15 protein-coding genes are annotated in these 18,732 nt (G+C 66.8%); 5 read left to right on the top strand and 10 right to left on the bottom strand.

Features of this window, described 5'->3' with window-relative positions; translation table 11 throughout:
- The first annotated feature begins 41 nt into the window (after window positions 1-41).
- Complete coding sequence (gene tolB, locus J4O73_RS11020; RefSeq protein ID WP_426217228.1) at window positions 42-1,385, top strand: Tol-Pal system beta propeller repeat protein TolB; 1,344 nt, start codon at window positions 42-44, stop codon at window positions 1,383-1,385.
- 4 nt (window positions 1,386-1,389) lie between these two features.
- Here tolB and J4O73_RS11015 read toward each other — a convergent pair whose 3' ends face one another.
- The 7 genes from J4O73_RS11015 to secA form a co-directional block, all read right to left on the bottom strand.
- On the bottom strand, window positions 1,390-2,622 hold the full coding sequence (locus tag J4O73_RS11015; protein WP_426217226.1) for an MFS transporter: 1,233 nt from the start codon (window positions 2,620-2,622) through the stop codon (window positions 1,390-1,392).
- Between the two features lie 47 nt (window positions 2,623-2,669).
- Window positions 2,670-5,198: an ATP-binding protein gene (locus J4O73_RS11010; RefSeq protein ID WP_426217224.1), complete on the bottom strand. Its 2,529-nt coding sequence runs from the start codon at window positions 5,196-5,198 to the stop codon at window positions 2,670-2,672.
- Between the two features lie 297 nt (window positions 5,199-5,495).
- Entirely contained in the window at window positions 5,496-6,896 is a 1,401-nt protein-coding gene (gene ahcY / locus J4O73_RS11005; protein WP_426217222.1) for an adenosylhomocysteinase, read from the bottom strand.
- Window positions 6,897-7,006: 110 nt separating this feature from the next.
- Window positions 7,007-7,423, bottom strand: a complete 417-nt coding sequence (locus J4O73_RS11000; protein ID WP_426217220.1) for a CsbD family protein — start codon at window positions 7,421-7,423, stop codon at window positions 7,007-7,009.
- 125 nt (window positions 7,424-7,548) lie between these two features.
- Window positions 7,549-9,480: a potassium transporter Kup gene (locus J4O73_RS10995; protein WP_426217218.1), complete on the bottom strand. Its 1,932-nt coding sequence runs from the start codon at window positions 9,478-9,480 to the stop codon at window positions 7,549-7,551.
- 134 nt (window positions 9,481-9,614) lie between these two features.
- Window positions 9,615-10,283, bottom strand: a complete 669-nt coding sequence (bioD, locus tag J4O73_RS10990; RefSeq protein WP_426217216.1) for a dethiobiotin synthase — start codon at window positions 10,281-10,283, stop codon at window positions 9,615-9,617.
- Window positions 10,280-13,165 (bottom strand): preprotein translocase subunit SecA, encoded by a 2,886-nt coding sequence (secA, locus tag J4O73_RS10985; protein ID WP_426217214.1) that lies wholly within the window; start codon window positions 13,163-13,165, stop codon window positions 10,280-10,282. Before secA ends, bioD begins: the two co-directional genes overlap by 4 nt.
- Before the next feature lie 257 nt (window positions 13,166-13,422).
- Here secA and J4O73_RS10980 point away from each other — a divergent pair, with 257 nt between their 5' ends.
- Window positions 13,423-14,322: a peptidylprolyl isomerase gene (locus J4O73_RS10980; protein WP_426217212.1), complete on the top strand. Its 900-nt coding sequence runs from the start codon at window positions 13,423-13,425 to the stop codon at window positions 14,320-14,322.
- Window positions 14,323-14,440: 118 nt separating this feature from the next.
- Here J4O73_RS10980 and J4O73_RS10975 read toward each other — a convergent pair whose 3' ends face one another.
- Window positions 14,441-14,599: a hypothetical protein gene (locus J4O73_RS10975; RefSeq protein ID WP_378970398.1), complete on the bottom strand. Its 159-nt coding sequence runs from the start codon at window positions 14,597-14,599 to the stop codon at window positions 14,441-14,443.
- Between the two features lie 119 nt (window positions 14,600-14,718).
- Window positions 14,719-15,801, bottom strand: a complete 1,083-nt coding sequence (hemH, locus tag J4O73_RS10970; RefSeq protein WP_426217210.1) for a ferrochelatase — start codon at window positions 15,799-15,801, stop codon at window positions 14,719-14,721.
- 195 nt (window positions 15,802-15,996) lie between these two features.
- Here hemH and J4O73_RS10965 point away from each other — a divergent pair, with 195 nt between their 5' ends.
- Complete coding sequence (locus J4O73_RS10965) at window positions 15,997-16,686, top strand: uracil-DNA glycosylase (RefSeq protein ID WP_426217209.1); 690 nt, start codon at window positions 15,997-15,999, stop codon at window positions 16,684-16,686.
- Window position 16,687: 1 nt separating this feature from the next.
- Here J4O73_RS10965 and J4O73_RS10960 read toward each other — a convergent pair whose 3' ends face one another.
- Window positions 16,688-17,092, bottom strand: coding sequence for a hypothetical protein (locus J4O73_RS10960; protein WP_426217207.1), 405 nt, complete (start codon window positions 17,090-17,092; stop codon window positions 16,688-16,690).
- A 312-nt stretch (window positions 17,093-17,404) separates the two neighbouring features.
- On the opposite strand from J4O73_RS10960, the gene J4O73_RS10955 reads away from it, so the two are divergent.
- Window positions 17,405-17,812, top strand: coding sequence for an AMP-dependent synthetase (locus J4O73_RS10955; protein WP_426217205.1), 408 nt, complete (start codon window positions 17,405-17,407; stop codon window positions 17,810-17,812).
- Between the two features lie 61 nt (window positions 17,813-17,873).
- Window positions 17,874-18,677: an enoyl-CoA hydratase gene (locus J4O73_RS10950; protein WP_426217203.1), complete on the top strand. Its 804-nt coding sequence runs from the start codon at window positions 17,874-17,876 to the stop codon at window positions 18,675-18,677.
- The last annotated feature ends 55 nt before the right edge of the window (window positions 18,678-18,732 follow it).

The raw sequence follows: 18,732 nt of genomic DNA, 5'->3' as shown, positions 1-18,732 counted from the left end.
CCCTCGCCGCCCGTTCCCCTGTCAGCACGACGACCGAGACGATGACCGACAGCCCGATCCGCCGGCACCGCAACGCGCTGCCTGCCCACCTCCTGGCTCTCTTGGCGTTCGCCGCCGTAGCTCTCGGCTTCGCCGGGCCCGCGCAGGCGCAGCTCCAACTGCGGATCGGCGGCGGCAGCTTCCAGCCCATGCCGATCGCGGTGACGGAGTTCAGCGGCGATCCGAGCCTGGGCGGCCTCGTCAGCGGCGTGGTGACCAACAACCTGCGCCGTTCGGGCTATTTCGCCCCCCTCGACCGGGCGCGCTTCCCCGAGAACCCGTCCTTCGACGCTGCCCCGAATTTCGAGAAGTGGCGGGCGACGGGTGTGCAGGGCCTCGTGACCGGCCGCGTCGTGCGTGATGGCGGTGGTCGGCTAAAGGTCGAGTTCCGCCTCTGGGACGTGACCTCCGGCCAGCAGATGATCGGCCAGCAATACGCCACCGATCCGGCCAATGCCCGCCGCACCGGCCATCTCGTGTCGGATCAGGTCTACACCAAGATCACCGGCCTCGGCCCCTGGTTCGACAGCCGCATCGCCTTCGTGGACGAGACCGGCCCGAAGGAGAATCGCCGCAAGCGCCTGATGGTGATGGATCAGGACGGTGCCAACGTCCGCGCCATCACCACGGGAGAGATGTCCATCGTCGCCCCGCGTTATTCGCCGAGCAGCCAGGAAATCGCCTTCATGGCCCAGGCGAGCGGCCACCAGCCGCGCGTGCAGGTGATCAACCTCGAAACCGGCTCGCGGCAGGCTTTCGGCTCCGTCGATTCGATGAGCGCCAGCCCGCGCTTCTCCCCCGATGGCCGCCGGCTCGTGATGAGCGTGCAGCAGGGCGGCAACGCCGACATCGTGACCATGGACCTCGCGTCGAAGGCGCAGAAGCCGATCACCAGCGGCCTCGCCATCGACACCTCGCCGACCTACTCGCCGGATGGCAGCCAGATCGCGTTCGAATCCGATCGTGGCGGCTCGCAGCAGGTCTACGTGATGGGCGCGGATGGCTCGAACCCGCACCGCGTCACCTTCGGCGGCGGCTCGGCCTCGCAGCCCGCTTGGTCGCCGCGCGGCGATCTCATCGCCTACACCCGTCAACGCAATGGCGGCTTCGCCATCTGCGTCGCCAAGCCCGACGGCACCGGCGAGCGCGTGCTCACCGAGGGCTTCCACAACGAGAGCCCGTCCTTCTCGCCGAATGGGCAGTACGTCGTGTTCTTCCGTGATCCGGGCGGCCAGGGTGGCGGCAAGTTGTTCATGGTCGACATCACCGGCAAGGTCGAGCAGCCGGTGCCGACACCGAGCTACGCTTCGGACCCCACGTGGTCGCCGCTTCTGGCGGGCCGCTGAAGACTCATTTCTGAACCAGGAGATGGTCGCGGTCCCGAAGCGCCGGGAACACGCGACCCCAGAGCACGGCGATGCCGATCGTCGCCGCGCCTCCCAGCACGACGGCGGGCACGGCTCCCGCCGCAGCGGCGAGCAGGCCCGATTCGAACTCGCCGAGTTCGTTCGAGGCCCCGATGAAGACGGTGTTCACTGCCGCGACCCGGCCTCGCATCTCGTCCGGCGTCTCGCCCTGCACGAAGCTCTGCCGCACGTAGACCGAGATCATGTCGGCGGCGCCCGTGACGAACAGGCACGCCATCGAAAACGGCAGCGAAGTCGATAGGCCGAAGGCCAGGGTCGCGAGGCCGAACACCATCACCGCCCGCAGCATCCGGATACCGGCGTGGCGGCGGAGCGGGTAGGTCGCGAGGAACAGGGCCATCGTCACGGCACCTGCGGCAGGCATGCTGCGCAGGAGGCCGAGGCCGAGCGGTCCGACATGCAGCACCGTCGCGGCGTAGATCGGCAGCAGCGCTGTCGCTCCGCCGAACAGCACGGCGAACAGATCCAGGCTGATCGCGCCCAGCACCACGGGCTGCGAACGGATGTAGCCGATCCCGGCGAGCAAGGTCGCCCAGGTGACCGCAGGCCGTTCCGTGACCGGCGCCGGACGGTGCCGAATGAGCGCGATGCTCACGCTTGCGAAGGCGAAACTGGTGCCTGCCGCCGCGAAGACCACCTTGGGGCCGAGCGCATAGAGCAGCCCGCCGAGAGCCGGCCCCATCACCGAGGCGGTTTGCCAGAGGGATGCGTTCCAGGCGATGGCCGAGCCGAAGAGCGTTACCGGCACCAGCGTCGGCAGTAGGGCCTGCAAGGCAGGGTTGGCGAAAGCGCGCGCCGTCCCGACGATGACGACCAGGGCATAGACCGGCCAGATCGCGGTGGCACCGCTCAGTGCGTAGGCGAGAAGGCCGAAGCTCGCCACGGATTGCACGGCGAAGGCGAGCGAGCCGACGATACGCCGCTCATACACGTCGGCCACGTGACCGCTCACCAGGGCGCTGAGCATGGCGGGCAGGAAGCCCGCGAGGCCGACGAGGCCCAGGGCGAGCGCCGAGTGGGTCAGTTCGTAGACGAACCACCCGATCGCCACGGCCTGCATCTGGTAGGCGAGTCCCGTCAGGAACCTCGCGCCGCCGAAGAGCCGGAAGTCGCCATTCGCGAAGACGGCCCAGCCCGAACCCTGTGTTTTGACCATCCGCCTCCGTGAGGCGCCGCCCGGCCCGGGTCAAGCGTGGCGGGCGATCACGCGATGGAGAGGCGTGACAGATCGGGGCGCGGCGGCGGCTTGTTCGTGTCGCGCGGCGTCGGCTGGGGCTCTTCGGGCGGTTTGAGGGGGAAGAAGCAGGTGACGCAGGTGCCGACACCCGGCTCGCTCTCCAGTTCGATCCGTCCACCATGCAACTCCACGAAGGAGCGGACGATGGACAGGCCGAGGCCCACGCCCCGGTGGCGCGTGCCGCGCGTGCGGCTTTCGAAGCGGTTGAAGACGAGCTCCTTCACCTCCTGCGTCATGCCCACGCCGTGGTCACGGACGCTCAGGACGAGATCGCGATTCGTACGTCGCGCGGTGATCTCCACCTCCTGGCCGGGTTCGGAGAAGCCCACGGCATTCGAGAGCAGGTTGAAGAGGATCTGGCGGATCCGCTTCCCATCCGCACGGACGCTGCCGACATCGTCGGCCACGTCGACGGAGAGGGCGATCCGCGCCTCGGCCAGACGGTCCTCCACCCCGCGCACGGCGGCCTCGACCGTGGCCTGGACGTTCACGTCCTCGCGCTGAAGCTCGAGGGACCCGGCATCGATCGAGGCGAGGTCGAGGATGTCGTTGATCATCACCAGCAGCGCGCCGGACGAGCGCATGATGTGATCGGCATATTCACGCTGGCGGGTGTTGAGCGCCCCCACCGTCTCGTCACCCAGCAACTGGGTGAAGCCGATGATGTTCGTGAGCGGCGAGCGCAACTCGTAGGAGACGTGGTGGACGAAGGTGTCGCGCAGTTCGGCGGCCTTCTCCAGGGCTTCGTTCCGCTCGGTGAGCATCCGCTCGACGTTGACGCTCGGCGTCACGTCGATCAGCGTCAGGAGGGTCGCGCCCTCGGGCAGGGGCTGCGTCGCGCAATCGAGAACTGTGCCGTCGACCATTTCGATCCGGCGGGCCAGGGCGGTGCGGGCTTCGAGGCCCACCACCGCGTCGCGGATGTCGAGCCACTGATTCTCAGCCGGTGCGAGGCTCTTGCAGCGCAGGATCACCGAATCGACGTGCGGCCGGGCGTCGATCATTTCGGGGTCGAGGCGCCAGATCGTCGTGAAGGCGCGGTTGGCGAGGTGTAGCCGTCCATCGGCACCGAACACGGCCACCGGTTCGGCCAGGGTGTCGAGGGTCTCGGCCTGGAGGCGGCGGAGGGCGTTGTAGCGGGATTCGGCGTTGAGCCGGTCGGACACGTCCTCGAACAGGTAGGTCAGGCCCCCTTGCGGGTTCGGATCGGCCACCACGCGCAGCGTACGGCCGTCCGGAAGATACCACCACGCCTGATTGGCCTCGGCGGCGCGATAGGCGCCCAGCACGCTGTGTTTCCACGTGCGAAAATCGGCATGCTCCTCGAGTTTGCGCTGCGAGCGGAGCAGGTCGAGGATTTCGCCGTCGGAGGGGCGGCTGTCTAGGAACTCCTGGTCGAGGTCCCAAAGCGCCCGGTAGGCGGCATTGTGGAAGATCAGCCGCTGGCCCACGTCGAACATCGCCACGGCGGTGGGCAATTGATCGAGGGTGCGGGCGTTGGCGTTCATCTGCTGCTGCAGGTCGGCGCGGACGCTTTCCAACTCCGACACGTCCACGGCGATGCCGACCCGGCCGCCATCGACGCTCGTCTCGTAGATGTCGAGGACGCGGCGCTGGCCCGCCACCACCGCCGAAACACGTGGAGCCCTGCGGCCAGGACCGGCGGCTTCCTCGCGGGCGATGATTTCCCGCGCGGGACGGTCGAGCAGTTCGGTTCCGGCATCGATCACCGCCTCGCGGCTCGGCGCTTCGAGGGCGGCGACATAAGCCGCGTTCACCCAGGCAAGGCTGCCATCGCGGCTGCGCCGCCAGACCGGTTGCGGGATCGCATCGAGGAGCCCCGCGAGGGCGGTGAGCCCGCGCCGCGTTTCATCGAGGGTGATCCGCAGTTCCGCGATTTCGCGGCGCTCGGATGTGGTCTCCCGCAGCCGCAGCAGGGCCCGGCCCGCCACCGTCCGCCCCTGGGCGTCGATGTTGTGAGCGGTCTGGGTCCGCAGATCGAGGGTGAAGCCGGTGCCACGGGTCAAGAGCGTGTCGAGGGCGGCCTCAACCGCCTGCGCGTCGGCAGGGATCAACCACGCGCCGAAGGCCAGGACACGCCGGGCCGAATCCGATACGGCGCGCTCGCCACCGAGCGCGATGCCGACATCGCCCTCGATCACGGGCTCACCGTATTCGTTCCAGGTGATGATGACCTGCCGGTCGGTGCTCAGCAGCATCTCGGCGCGGTCGTGGGCGCCGCGCAGCAGGTTGAGCGCCGCGACGAGATCCTGCTCCCGCCGATTCCAGCGCGCGCGCTCATAGAGATAGAGCAGCGCAAGGATCACCGCGAAGGCAACAAGCCCGCCGAACACCGCAAGGCCGGCGACGCCGTGCATTTCCCGGGGGCTGTGAGCCGCCGGGTTATCCTGCATTTCCGCCAAGGCCGCGCTCGCCGCGAACAGCGCGAGAATCCCCACGCCGACCTGCAGCCGAGCCGCACGTCCGACCCGCATCCGCCTTGCCCCCAAAAGCTATCATTGCCGCCGGCGTGCGCCCGTGCGGCACGGAACGCACCCTGTCACGGATGCCCTCTTACGGGGCGGCCGCGCTACGCCAGTCACTGAGTCGGGCGCACCTTAGCGTGGGGGGGATTCAGGCCGGAAGGAGAACGAAGCGTGGCCGTGCGCGATGCGGGTAAATCGCTCGTTAACGACACACAGAAGACACACCCGGCTGTGTCGAATTGGCCTTGACAAACGAAGGGCCCGGCGAAGCACGCCGGGCCCGATAGTGTGTAGTGCGCAACCGTTCTAGTAGCGGTAGTGCTCGGGCTTGAACGGACCGTTTTCCTTCACGCCGATATACGCGGCCTGATCCGGGCGAAGCTTCGAAAGCGTCGCTCCGACCTTCGCGAGGTGCAGGGCGGCGACCTTCTCATCGAGGGCCTTCGGCAGGGTGTAGACCTGCTTCTCGTACTTGCCCGGGTTGGTCCAGAGCTCGATCTGGGCCAGCGTCTGGTTGGTGAACGAGGCCGACATCACGAAGGACGGGTGGCCCGTCGCGTTGCCGAGGTTCACGAGGCGGCCCTCCGACAGCAGGATGATGCGGTGGCCGTCGGCGAACTCGATCTCGTCGACCTGCGGCTTGATGTTGTTCCACTTCAGGTTCTTCAGGCCAGCGACCTGAATCTCGTTATCGAAGTGGCCGATGTTGCAAACGATGGCCCGGTCCTTCATCGCCCGCATGTGGTCGAGGGTGATGATGTCACGGTTGCCGGTGGCGGTGACGAAGATGTCGGCGCGCGGGGCGGCGTCTTCCATCGTCACGACCTCGTAGCCCTCCATCGCGGCCTGGAGCGCGCAGATCGGATCGATCTCCGAGACCATGACGCGGCAGCCAGCGTTGCGGAGCGAAGCGGCCGAGCCCTTGCCCACGTCGCCGAAGCCCGCGACCATGGCGACCTTGCCAGCCATCATGACGTCGGTGCCGCGACGGATGCCGTCGACCAGCGACTCCTTACAGCCGTAGAGGTTGTCGAACTTCGACTTGGTGACCGAGTCGTTCACGTTGATCGCCGGGAAGAGCAGCTTGCCCTCCTTGGCGAGGATGTAGAGGCGGTGTACGCCCGTGGTCGTCTCCTCGGAGACGCCCTTGATCGACTCGGCGAGGCCGGCGAACCAACCCTTCGGCTTCTCGGCGAGCTTCTTCTTCAGCAGGGCGAAGAAGATCTCTTCCTCCTCGGAGCCCGGGTTATCGAGGAAGGCGGTGTCGCCGTTCTCGGCACGCAGGCCCAGATGGACGAACATCGTGGCATCGCCACCATCGTCCAGGATCATGTTCGGCATGCCGCCGTCATGCCAATCGAACAGGCGGGAGGTGTAATCCCAGTACTCTTCCAGCGTCTCGCCCTTCACGGCGAAGACCGGGATGCCGGCGGCGGCGATCGCGGCGGCGGCGTGGTCCTGGGTCGAGTAGATGTTGCAGGACACCCAGCGGATGTCGGCGCCGAGAGACTTCAGCGTCTCGATCAGCACCGCCGTCTGAATGGTCATGTGCAGGGAGCCGGCGATCTTCGCGCCCTTCAGAGGCTGCCTCGCGCCGTATTCCTCCCGAACGGACATCAGGCCGGGCATCTCGGTCTCGGCGATCGAGATTTCCTTCCGGCCGTAATCGGCCAGCCCGATATCCCTGACGATGTAGTCCTTGGCCATGCAGCTCTCCTCACTCGCGTTGCGATCCGGCCGGTGGCCTATCACTTCGCGAGCGAGGAAGCAATCAAGACATAAAGATGTCTTTATGCGTTTGGGCGGCTACCCGTCGCTCAACGGCTCGGGCGGGCGAGCCAACCGATGCCGAAGGCCACGGCCGCCACCAGGGCGAGCGTCGTGCCGCGGTTGTCGTCGGCCCGGCGGGCCAAATGGCGCCCGTGATGGACGGCGCGGGAGCGGATGTGGCGGCTCCGCTGAACGGCTTCGTCGGCGAAGGCTTCACCGCGCGAATAGGCCTCGTCGGCGAAGGCACGGGCGCGTTCACGGCCTTCCTCGTAGAGGTGCTCGCCGTCACGGCGCAGTTCCTCACCGGTCTCGCGGGCGCGGCCATAGGCATACTGAGCGGCGCCGGCGACCTGATCCACGGCACCGTCGAACTGGCGGCCCGGATTGCCGCGCAGGGCGCCGGTCGCGGTCTTCACTCGGCCGCGCAGATGGCGGACACCACCTTCCAAGCGATCGCTGTTCATCGAAATCCCTCCGTTCGTCCGGCCCCGGCGAGCCATCCCCCGGATGGGGACGCTGCGGAGCCGCTTGGCTCTTCAGGCGAGTCGAACGATGAGAGACGGCCTAGGTTCCGTTCCCGATCGGCTCGTTAGATCTCGATTTCGGTGCCGACCTCGACGACCTGACGCGTCGGGACACCGAAGAAAGCGCCTGTTCTCTCGGCATTTCGCTGCATGAATGCGAATAGATTTTCCCGCCAAGCGGCCATTCCACGGTTGTCGTTTTTCGGGATCACGGTCTCGTGACCGATGAAGACAGTCACATCCTCCACGCATTGCTGAGGAAGTTCGCCTTTCCGCACCGCGCAGGCGATTCCCTCCGGGATCGATGCATCCTCCATAAAGCCGTAGCGCAGAATGACACGGTAGAAGTCCGGTGCGAGCACGATGACATGGGCTCGTTCGTCGAGGGGAACGCTCGGTGTCTCCTCGTAGAGCGCTGTGACGATCAACACGCGCTCGTGCAGGGCGTGGCTGCGCTCCACGAAGCGCGACAGATGCAACGGAATTCCGTGAAGCGCGGAAGAGAGAAAGGCTGCTGTGCCAGGTAGCCTGAGAAGGCGTTGGTGGCTCAGGCCCTCGAGAAACGCATCCTCCGGCTGGCGCATGGCGGTGCGCGCCTCCTCCACCAGCGTGTTCCCCTTGCGCCAGGTGAGCATCATCATCGCGACGAAGCCCGCGAGCACGAGGGGAAACCAGCCGCCCTCCAGGAGCTTCACGCTGTTGGCGCCGAGGAAGACGAGATCGATGGCGAGGAAGAAACCGTTCACCGCCAGGACCGCCAGGGGGTTGTAGCCCCATTTCAGGGCGATCAGCGCAGCGAGCAGGGTGGTGATGGCCATGAGCATCGACACCGCGATGCCGTAGGCGCCCGCGAGCGCATCGGACGATTCGAACACGACGACCGCCACCAGCGTCGCGATGGCGAGGAGCCAGTTCACCGCCGGGACGTAGATCTGTCCGCGCTCCTCATGTGCGGTTTGGACGATCCGCATGGTAGGCAGGAAGCCGAGCTGGATCGCCTGCTGGGTCAGCGAGAAGACGCCGGAGATGATGGCTTGCGACGCGATGATCGTTGCGAGCGTCGCGAGACCGACGAGGGGGATATGCGCCCAGTCGGGCGCGAGGCGGAAGAACGGATTTTCCAGCGCGTCGGGTTCGGAAAGCAGCAGGGCTCCCTGCCCGAAATAGTTGAGCACCAAAGCGGGAAGCACCAGAGCGAACCACGCCACGCGGATCGGCCGGGCACCGAAATGTCCGAGATCGGCATACATAGCCTCTCCGCCCGTGACGGCGAGGAAGGCCGCCCCCAGCATGGCGAAACTGATGCCCCAACCCGCATGGACGAGGAATTCGACCGCCTTCAGCGGATTGAGACCCGCCAGGATCTCGGGGTTGTGCAGAATCGCGCCAATGCCCAGCCAGGCCAGGGTCGCGAACCACAGCAGCATGACGGGCCCGAAGATCCGCCCGATCCGCGCCACGCCCTGAAACTGCACGGCGAACAGGCCCACGAGGATCACGAGGGTGATCGGCACCACGTAGCGTGCGAGCGAAGGCGCATCGACCTTCAGGCCCTCCACCGCCGAAAGAACGGAGATGGCGGGTGTGATCGCACCATCGCCATAGAGCAACGCCGCGCCGAGGAGGCCGACGACCAGCAGGAGCGCTTTCGCCGTTCCCGGCTTGGCCTGACGGGCGCCGAGCAAGGCGAGCATGGCGACGATGCCGCCCTCCCCTCGATTGTCCGCCCGCAGGATCAGGATCGCGTATTTGAGCGAGACGACGAGGATCAACGCCCAAAAAATGAGGGACACCGCGCCCGTGACGGCGAGCGGCGTGGCCGCACCTCCACCTGCTGCCTTCACCGCTTCCTTGTAAGCGTAGAGCGGGCTAGTGCCGATGTCGCCATAGACGACACCGAGCGCCCCCAGCAGCAAGGCTGGATTGAGGCGTCCGCGCTTCTGGTCGGCTGGCTCCGTGGAGGCGGTGTCGCTGACCGGGGCGAGAGAGTGGCTCAACGTTCCTCCGGGGGCCATACACGGAGGCCGTGTGCCTCTGCGCACATCAGCTAAGCGACGGAGGGTCACCGTCCAGCGACGCTCGCACGCCGCCGTGACACTATTTGGTGAATGGCTGCTCGCTGTTGGCGAAGTCAGAGCAGGTCGGCGAGAGCGTCCGGTGCCGCTTCGCCGCGCTTCATGCAGAAGACGGGGCAGAGCACGCGTCGCCCGATCTCTGTGGCCACAGTCTGCGGCGGCGTCGTCGCGCCTTCGCTTTCGCTGACGACGACCGCTCGAAGCGCCTGACCGCGCAGACGGAGCACTTCGGCGGCGGTAAGGGCGTGGCTGATCGCGCCCAGATAACTGCCGGACACCAGCACCACGGGAATGGCCAGGGCCTCGATCCAGTCGAGCCCCGTAGCCTCATCGGTGATCGGGCTCATCAGCCCGCCGACGCCCTCGATGACGACGGGATGGGCCGATGACGCGACGCGGCTGCGGCACCATCCAACGATCTCATCGAGATGAAGTAAGTAGCCCTCGAGGGCGGCCGCCTGATTGGGCGCAAGCGGCGCAGCGAAGCGCCAGGGTGAGCAGGCCGCAACCGTGTCCTCGGTCACGGCCAAGCCCTGCGCGTCGAGTAGCCGGGCCGTGTCGCTCTCGCCGAAGGCCGGATGAGTGACCGGCGCCACGCCGCTCGCCAGTGGCTTGAGGGCGAGAACCGGGCCGCGTTCGCGAAGGCGGCGCGTGAGCGCCGCCGTCACGTAGGTCTTGCCGATCTCCGTTCCCGCTCCGGCAACGAAGATAGAGCGGGAGCTCACGCCGCGAAGCTGCCGTGGCAGTGCTTGTACTTCTTGCCCGAGCCGCAGGGGCATGGCTCGTTGCGCGCGACGCGACCCCAGGTCGACTCGTCGTTCGGGTCACGCTCCATCACTGCAGTGTCGGCTGAGAGCGCTTGCGCGGCATAGCCGTAAGCCGGTCCGCCGCCACCATCGCTGCCACTGCCGCGGGTGTAGTCCATCTCGTTCTCGCCGGTGACGGGATCGAGGTGCTGGGCGAACATCGGAGGCAGGCCGGGGCTCTCCATGGGCGGCGCCTCATCCTGCTGGAACATCACCTCGATGCGCGAGAGCTGGCCCGTCACCTGCTCGCGCAGGGACGCGACGAGGCTGTTGAACAGTTCGAACGCCTCGGACTTATACTCGTTCAGCGGGTCGCGCTGGGCGATGCCGCGCCAGCCCACTACCTGCCGCAGGTGATCCAGCGTCACGAGATGCTCGCGCCAGAGTTGGTCGAGGCTCTGCAGCAGAACCTGCTTCTCGATATAGGCCGAAACCTCGGCGCCGTTCTTTTCGACGCGCTCCTGATAGGCCTGATCGGCCAGCTTCATCAGGCGCTCCCGGATCTCCTCGTCGGCGATGCCCTCTTCCTTCACCCACTCTTCGGCGGGGATGTCGAGGTTCAGGATCTGCTTCGCCGATTCGCGAAGTCCCTCGGCGTCCCACTGCTCGGCATAGGTATCCGGCGGGATGTGACGGGTGACGATGTCGTCCACCACGCCCTCGCGCATGTCGTCCACGGTCTCGCGGACGCTTTCCTGACCCATGAAGTCGCGGCGCTGCTCGAACACGACCTTACGCTGGTCGTTCATGACGTTGTCGTACTTGAGCACGTTCTTGCGCATGTCGAAGTTGCGCGCTTCGACCTTCTGCTGCGCCTTTTCAATGGCCCGATTGATCCAGGGGTGGATGATCGCTTCGCCCTGCTCCAGGCCGAGCTTCTGCAGCATCCCGTCCATGCGGTCGGACCCGAAGATCCGCATCAGGTCGTCCTTGAGGGACAGGTAGAATTTCGAGCGGCCGGGATCGCCCTGACGGCCCGAGCGGCCGCGGAGCTGGTTGTCGATACGCCGTGATTCGTGGCGCTCCGTGCCGATGATGTAGAGGCCGCCCGGCAGCGCTTTCTTGCGGCCCGCCTCCGGGTCCGCCGGCTCGCCGGAGGCCAGAACCTTGGCGCGGTTCTCGGCAATTTCGGCCTTGATCGCCGCGACGGCCGCCTCGCGCTCCGGCCCCTCGGGCACGTTCGCCAGTTCCTTCTCGACTCGCATCTCGACGTTGCCGCCGAGTTTGATGTCGGTGCCGCGACCGGCCATGTTGGTGGCAATGGTGATGGCGCCGGGCACACCGGCCTCGGCGACGATATACGCTTCCTGCTCGTGGAAGCGGGCGTTCAGCACGGCGAAGCGCTTGGTCACGCGGCCCTCGCGGGCGGCCTTGTAGACGTCGGTCAGCGCGTTGGGGTCGGAATAGTCGAGCGGGGTGTAGCCCGCCTTCACCAGCATGTCGGCGAGGTATTCCGACTTCTCGATCGAACCCGTGCCAACCAGGATCGGCTGGTGGCGCTCATGCGCCTTGGCAATCTCCTGGATGATCGCCTGATACTTCTCCTCGACGGTCCGGTAGACCTCGTCGTCCTCATCGACGCGCTCGATCTCCTTGTTGGTCGGGATGTCGACCACGTCGAGCTTGTAGATCTCGGCGAACTCATCCGCCTCGGTCGAGGCCGTGCCGGTCATGCCGGCGAGCTTCTTGTACAGGCGGAAGTAGTTCTGGAAGGTGATCGAGGCGAGCGTCTGGTTCTCGGGCTGGATCGTCACCCGCTCCTTCGCCTCGAGCGCCTGGTGCAGGCCTTCCGAGTAGCGGCGGCCCTGCATCATGCGGCCGGTGAACTCGTCGATGATCACCACCTCGTCGTTGCGGACGATGTAATCCTTGTCACGCGTGAACAGGGTGTGGGCGCGCAGCGCCTGGTTCACGTGATGGACGATGGTGACGTTGTGGGCGTCATACAGGTCGCCCTCCTTCAGGATGCCCGCCGCGCGCAGCGCGTCCTCAAGGAATTCGTTGCCCTCTTCGGTCAGCGAGACGGTACGCTGCTTCTCGTCCAGATCGTAATGGGCCGGCTCCAGCAGCGGCATCACGCCGTCGACGGCCATGTAGAGCTCCGAACGGTCGTCCACCGGACCGGAGATAATGAGCGGCGTGCGCGCCTCGTCGATGAGGATCGAATCCACCTCGTCCACGATCGCGTAATTGTGGCCGCGCTGCGCGAGCTGCGCGATCTCGTACTTCATGTTGTCGCGCAGGTAGTCGAAGCCGAACTCGTTGTTCGTGCCGTAGGTGATGTCGCAGGCGTAGGACGCCTTGCGCTGCTCATCGTCCAGCCCATGCACGATGGTGCCGACGGTGAGGCCGAGGAAGCGGTAGACCCGGCCCATCCACTCGGCGTCACGGCTGGCGAGGTAATCGTTCACGGTGATGACGTGGACGCCCTTGCCCTCGAGGGCGTTCAGATAGACCGGTGCGGTGGCGACGAGGGTCTTACCCTCACCGGTCTTCATCTCGGAGATGCCGCCTTCGTGAAGCACCATGCCGCCGATGAGCTGCACGTCGAAGTGACGCTGGCCGAGCACGCGCTTGGCCGCCTCGCGGACGGTGGCGAAGGCGGGGACGAGGATGTCATCCAAGCTCTTGCCCGCCGCCAGTTCGGCCTTGAGCATGTCGGTGCGGGCGCGGAGCTGGTCGTCGCTCAGCGCCGCGATCTCGGGCTCCAGGGCGTTGATCTGAGCGACGCGGGGGCGGTAGCCCTTCACGCGGCGGTCGTTTGAGGAGCCGAAAATCTTCTTGGCGAGCGAGCCGAGCATCGTAAACCTGCGGACGGGCGTGCCCGCCGACGGACGTGACGTCGCGGGCCGGCCTGGGCGGAATGGGGCGGCTTATAGAGGTAAACATCGCCCCGTGCACCTGAAAGAGCCGGAGCCCCGAATGGTTGCGATTTACGGCTCCGCTTGCGTTCTGCGAGCCGCCGGGCCACCTCTGCCGCCGCCGGATCGGCAGCCTGCGGGGGGTTAGGACCCTCGCCGCCGAACCGGCTATCGACAGGCCGACCGAGGTATCTTCCATGCCGACCCATGCTCTGCTCCGGCGCGCCAGCGCGCTCGCGTTGGCGCTCGCCCTCTCCGGCGCGGCGGCGGCCCAGACGCCACCGGCCGACAAGGCAGCCCCAGCGACAGCCGCCCCTGCGGCCCCCGCCGACCCGGCGGTGATCGTCGCGACGGTGAACGGCCAGCCGATCACGCAGGCCGACATCGCGATCGCTGCCGACGACCCGGCTTTGTCCCTGCCGGGCGTGGACGAGGCGCAGAAGAAGAATCTGCTCGTGGACTACATGGTCGACCTGAAGGTCGGCGCGCAGGCTGCCGAGGCGGCCAAGGTCGGCGACGGCGCCGACTTCAAGCGCAAGATGGCCTATTTCCGCGACAAGCTGCTGCTCGACGATTATCTTGAGCAGGAGGCCAAGAAGGCGGTGACGCCCGAAGCCGAGAAGGCGGTGTACGACCAATCGGTCAAGCTGATGAAGCCCGAGGAAGAGATCCACGCCCGCCACATCCTCGTGGAGAGCGAGGGCGAGGCCAAGAAGATCGCCGAGCGTATCAAGGGCGGCGAGGATTTCGCCAAGGTGGCCGCCGAGACCTCGAAGGACCCCGGCTCCAAGACCGAGGGCGGCGATCTCGGCTGGTTTACCAAGGAGCGCATGGTCCCTGACTTCGCCACGGCCGCTTTCGCCATGAAGCCGGGCACGGTGTCCGATCCGGTGAAGACGCAGTTCGGCTGGCACGTCATCAAGGTCGAGGAGAAGCGCACCAAGCCCCAGCCGACCTTCGACGAGTTGAAGGAGCAGATCGATCAGCACCTCATCCGCAAGGCACAGCAGGATCTCATCCTGAAGCTGCGCGCCGAGGCGAAGATCGACCGCAAGGACGTGCCCGCTGCCGCGCCGCAGACGCCCGCCGCGAAGTAGGCGGTGCTGGGCGCACCGTCGTCGCCCCGAGTAACACGATCCAGGGCACCGTGACGTCGTGAGACGTCACGGTGCCCTGGATCGCACCGCTGCCGGAGATGCTCGAAGCGTTTCGAGGCTAGTACGGCCGGTCGGGTTTGGTGATGTAAGCCGAGTTCCCGGCGGGACGGGGCGCTACGCCCAGCGATTCCAGTTCGGACAGGCGCCGGGATTCCGAGAGCCGGTCGAGCACGATGACCAGGATCCACGGACAGGCGATACCGATAAAGAACGCCACGTCACGACCCTCCCATTTTATGGACCGGACTCGCGTCCGCTGAGAGGATGATAGGCCGCGCCGGTCACGCAGCAAGCGCAACCGGCGGTATCATGCAATTTTTCGCCGATGGGTGGGCCTCAGATCCAACCCTGGAGCTCCCGCCGCACGACGTGCTCGATGACCTTCATGCCGAGATCGGTGTCGTTGAGGCAGGGGATGTAGGCGAAGTGCTCGCCGCCATTCTCCTCGAAGTAGTGGCGATTCTCACCGTCGAGCTCTTCGAGCGTTTCGAGGCAGTCGGCGGTGAAGCCGGGCGCCACGATGGCCATCCGCTTCACGCCCGACTTGGCCAGCTCCATCACCGTCTCGTCGGTATAGGGCTTCAACCATTCCTCGTTGCCGAAGCGCGACTGGAAGGTGACCCGCATCCGCTCGGGCGAGAAGCCGAGAGCTTCGCGGATCAGGCGGCCGGTCTTGTGACACTGGCAATGGTAGGGGTCGCCCTTCAGCAGATAGCTGCGGGGTACGCCGTGGAACGAGGTGAGGATCACCTCGGGCTCGAAGTCGAGCTTGGCCAGCCCGTCGCGGATCGATTGGGCCATGGCTTCGATGTAGACCGCATCGTCGTGATAGGGTGGTGAGACCCGAACGGTCGGCTGCCAGCGCATGTCCATCAGGGCGCGGAACGCCTGATCGCAAGCGGTCGCCGAGGTGGCGGCAGCGTATTGCGGGTAGAGCGGCACGAGAAGGATGCGGTCGCAGCCTTGGTCGAGCAGGGCCTGGATGCGGCCCGCGACCTCCGGCTTGCCGTAGCGCATCGCCCAATCGACCACGACGCTCTCACCCATCGCCGCCTGAAGCTTCTCGCTTTGGCCGCGGGTGATGGTCTTGAGCGGCCCTTCATTGAGCTCGTTGTTCCAGACGCTGGCATAGTCGCGGCCCTTCGGCCCCGGGCGCTTGGACAGGATGATGAGGTTGAGGAGCGGCCACCAGATCAGGCGCGGCACCTCAATGACGCGGCGGTCGGAGAGGAACTCTTTCAGGTACCGGCGCATCGGCCAGTACGTCGTGCCCTCCGGCGTGCCGAGGTTCATGAGCAGTACGCCGACGCGGCCCCAGCGAACCGGCGGATGGTCCGTCGGCAGGGTCAGCGGCCCGCTGTTGCCGAGGGCGACGGGCCGGTTGTCGGCGAGCGCGGCTGGTTCGATGCGTTCGTTCATCAGAGCGTTACGGCGCCCTGGCGCCGATTCCTTGTCATGGCTTGAGATCGGACCCGCCGTGGCGGGCTCGCCCTATGTAGGACGCCGTGCGCCTCCGGCGAAGGCGGCACCGGGCCGAGACCCGGCACCTTTCCCGGTATAAGGGCGCGATACGCGGCGGCAACCGCTCCCGCATCTTGGGAATCTCTCAGATCGATGACCGACCGGCCCGTCGCCGCCGCCCTCGCCGCCTTCCGCGAGACTGGTTCTTCCTGGCTTGCCCTGCCCTTCTTCCGAGACGGTGCGGCGGACGAGGTCGCGCGGAAGGTCGACGGGCGCATCGCCGCAGGGGCTCAGGTGCTCCCCGCCCCCGGCGACATCTTCCGCGCGTTGCGCGAGACGCCGCTGCCCGACGTGAAGGCGGTGATCCTCGGCCAGGATCCCTACCCGACCCCCGGAGATGCGAACGGCCTTGCCTTTTCCTATGTCGGCAAGGGGCGCCTTCCCGCCTCGCTCAAAGTGATCCTGGCGGAAGCGGGCTCGCCGCGCGAGGCTGGAGGCGATCTGACACCCTGGGCGCGCCAGGGCGTGCTCCTTCTCAACAGCGCGCTCACCGTCGAGGCGGGGAAAGCCGGAGCGCATCTGCGCCTGGGCTGGTCGGCACTGACGGACGACGCCGTGTCCGCCGTCGCGGGGCGGGCGGAGCCCACGATCTTCCTGCTCTGGGGCGCGCAGGCCCGCGCCCGGGCCGGGCTCATCGATGCAAGCCGTCACGGCATCGTGGAGAGCGGGCATCCCTCGCCCCTCAACCGGGCGCGGGATTTTCCGGGTTCCGACCCGTTTGGACGGGCCAATGCATGGCTCGCCAAACGAGGCCGGACGCCGATCGACTGGCGACTCGGCTAGATCACTGTGCGGGCTTGGCCGGCGGCGCGGCGGGCTTCTGCGCCTCCGGCACGGCATCCGAGGGCTGGAGGACGTTGCGGGCGATATTCCCCTCGGGACCATATTCGCCAGCCACTGCCGTGCAGGAGCCTTCGCGGTTCATCTGCATCTGGTTGGACATCAGCGTAAACATCATCTGGACGCGGGTGCCGAAGGGGCCGCCCGCCTGGATGTCGGAAACGCGGGCGTTCTGCTTGGCCAGCAGAGCCTCGAATTCGGGGCCACCGATCCGGAAACCGCAGACATTCGATGCCGCGAAGATGTAGGCGGCCAATTCCATCGCGCGCGGGGACGGTGCGTTGCGGATCTCAGCCTGCGCCGGGCCGCACAGCAAGAGGACCGCAGCGAGCGGGGTGAGGTGGCGCATCGAGAAAACTCCTCCGAACACGTGCGGCCTCGTCGTGCGGGCCGCTCAGCGGGTGCACAGATAGACGTTCGGGCTCGGCGCGCCAGGGCGCTTTCTCTGCGTAATCTTCACCGGCTATTGGCCATAGGCTGTGCTGCAGGGGCTGAATTGCCCGTTTTCGAGCCGATCTGTCGCAACCAAGGGCGCGGTATCAGAAAGTCTTAACCCGATCGCGCGAACCCGGAATGGTTCAGCTTGAACATACAGGCCGGTCCGCACCGCATGCTTGGCGCCAGATACAGCGTGACTCACCCCGTCACTTCGGAAAAGCCGGTGCCTCTGCGCCCGGTCCCGGAGGCGGAGCACACCTCGCCCTTCGTTCCCGGAGTCTGCGCGAAGTGGGCGCGTGACGAGGGCATAAGCTTCGGCGACATGGCGGTCCTGATGGTCGCCGATCCTTTGGAAGCGGCCGCGCTTCGCCAAGGTTTCGCCTGGGTCGGTGCGCGGACCAAGGATCTCGATCCCGGGATCGACGCGCCTGAACTGGCACTCGTTTTGTCCGGTGCGAGCATCGCGATCATCGATAGCGCCTCAGCACCGACTTACGCGCGGGCTCTGGGACGCCTCGATCGGCTCCCGCCGGTCTGGTGGAACGGCCCCGGCGCCGATTTCGCGCGCCTCGACCTTGCTCTTGCCGAAGCTGCGGAGCCCGGCCTGCGCAGCCCTTCCCTGCCGTGCTAGATCGTTTCCTTCGCGCCTGAAGCCCGTCACGTAAGGATGGGCAGGCCGGAGGGAAACGCCGATGTCCGCAAGCCAGTCCTTGGCCGCCGCCGACGAACCCGTTCTGCTTCGGCAGGATGCGGGAGGCATCGCGACATTGACCCTCAATCGCCCGGCCGCGCGTAACGCGCTGTCGCTTGGGCTGATGAACGCGCTGCAAGACGCTCTCGACACGATTCGCGCGGATGATTCCGTCCGCGTCGTGGTGCTGCGTGCCGCCGGTCCGGCCTTCTGCGCTGGGCACGATCTGCGCGAGATGCGCGCCAATCCCTCGCCGGAAGCCACCGAGCATCTGTTCAAGACGTGCGCCCGGCTGATGACGAGCCTCGTGCGCCTGCCGAAGCCGGTCATCGCGCAGGTCCATGGGATCGCGACGGCGGCGGGCTGCCAGCTCGTCGCGTCTTGCGATCTCGCTATCTGCACGGAGGAGTCGCGCTTCGCGACACCCGGCGTCCAGATCGGCCTCTTCTGCTCCACGCCGATGGTCGCCCTGTCACGGGCGGTGCCGCGCAAGGCTGCGATAGAGATGCTGTTGCTGGGCGAGCCGGTCCCGGCAGGCGAAGCCCTACGCATCGGTCTGGTGAACCGCGTCGTCCCCGCTGCGGACCTCGATTCCGCCGTTGCAGCCATGGCCGGTGCCATCGCAGCCAAGGCGCGTCGGGTGCTGGCAGTGGGCAAGGAAGCCTTCTCTCAGCAGATCGAGATGAGCCTGGACGAGGCCTATGCCTACACCGCCGCCGTGATGACGAAGAACATGGCCATGGCCGACGCGCAGGAGGGCATCGATGCCTTCCTGACGAAGCGTCAGCCGGTTTGGGAGGGGTGATCCGCCGCGCCTTTGTTGCGGCCTGGGGATGTAGGCGCGGAGGCTTGCCGGCCCT

Origin of the sequence: Methylobacterium sp. NFXW15 (genome assembly GCF_049887755.1) — a bacterium.
Classification (GTDB): domain Bacteria; phylum Pseudomonadota; class Alphaproteobacteria; order Rhizobiales; family Beijerinckiaceae; genus Methylobacterium.
This window is presented reverse-complemented; position numbering and strand designations above follow the sequence as displayed.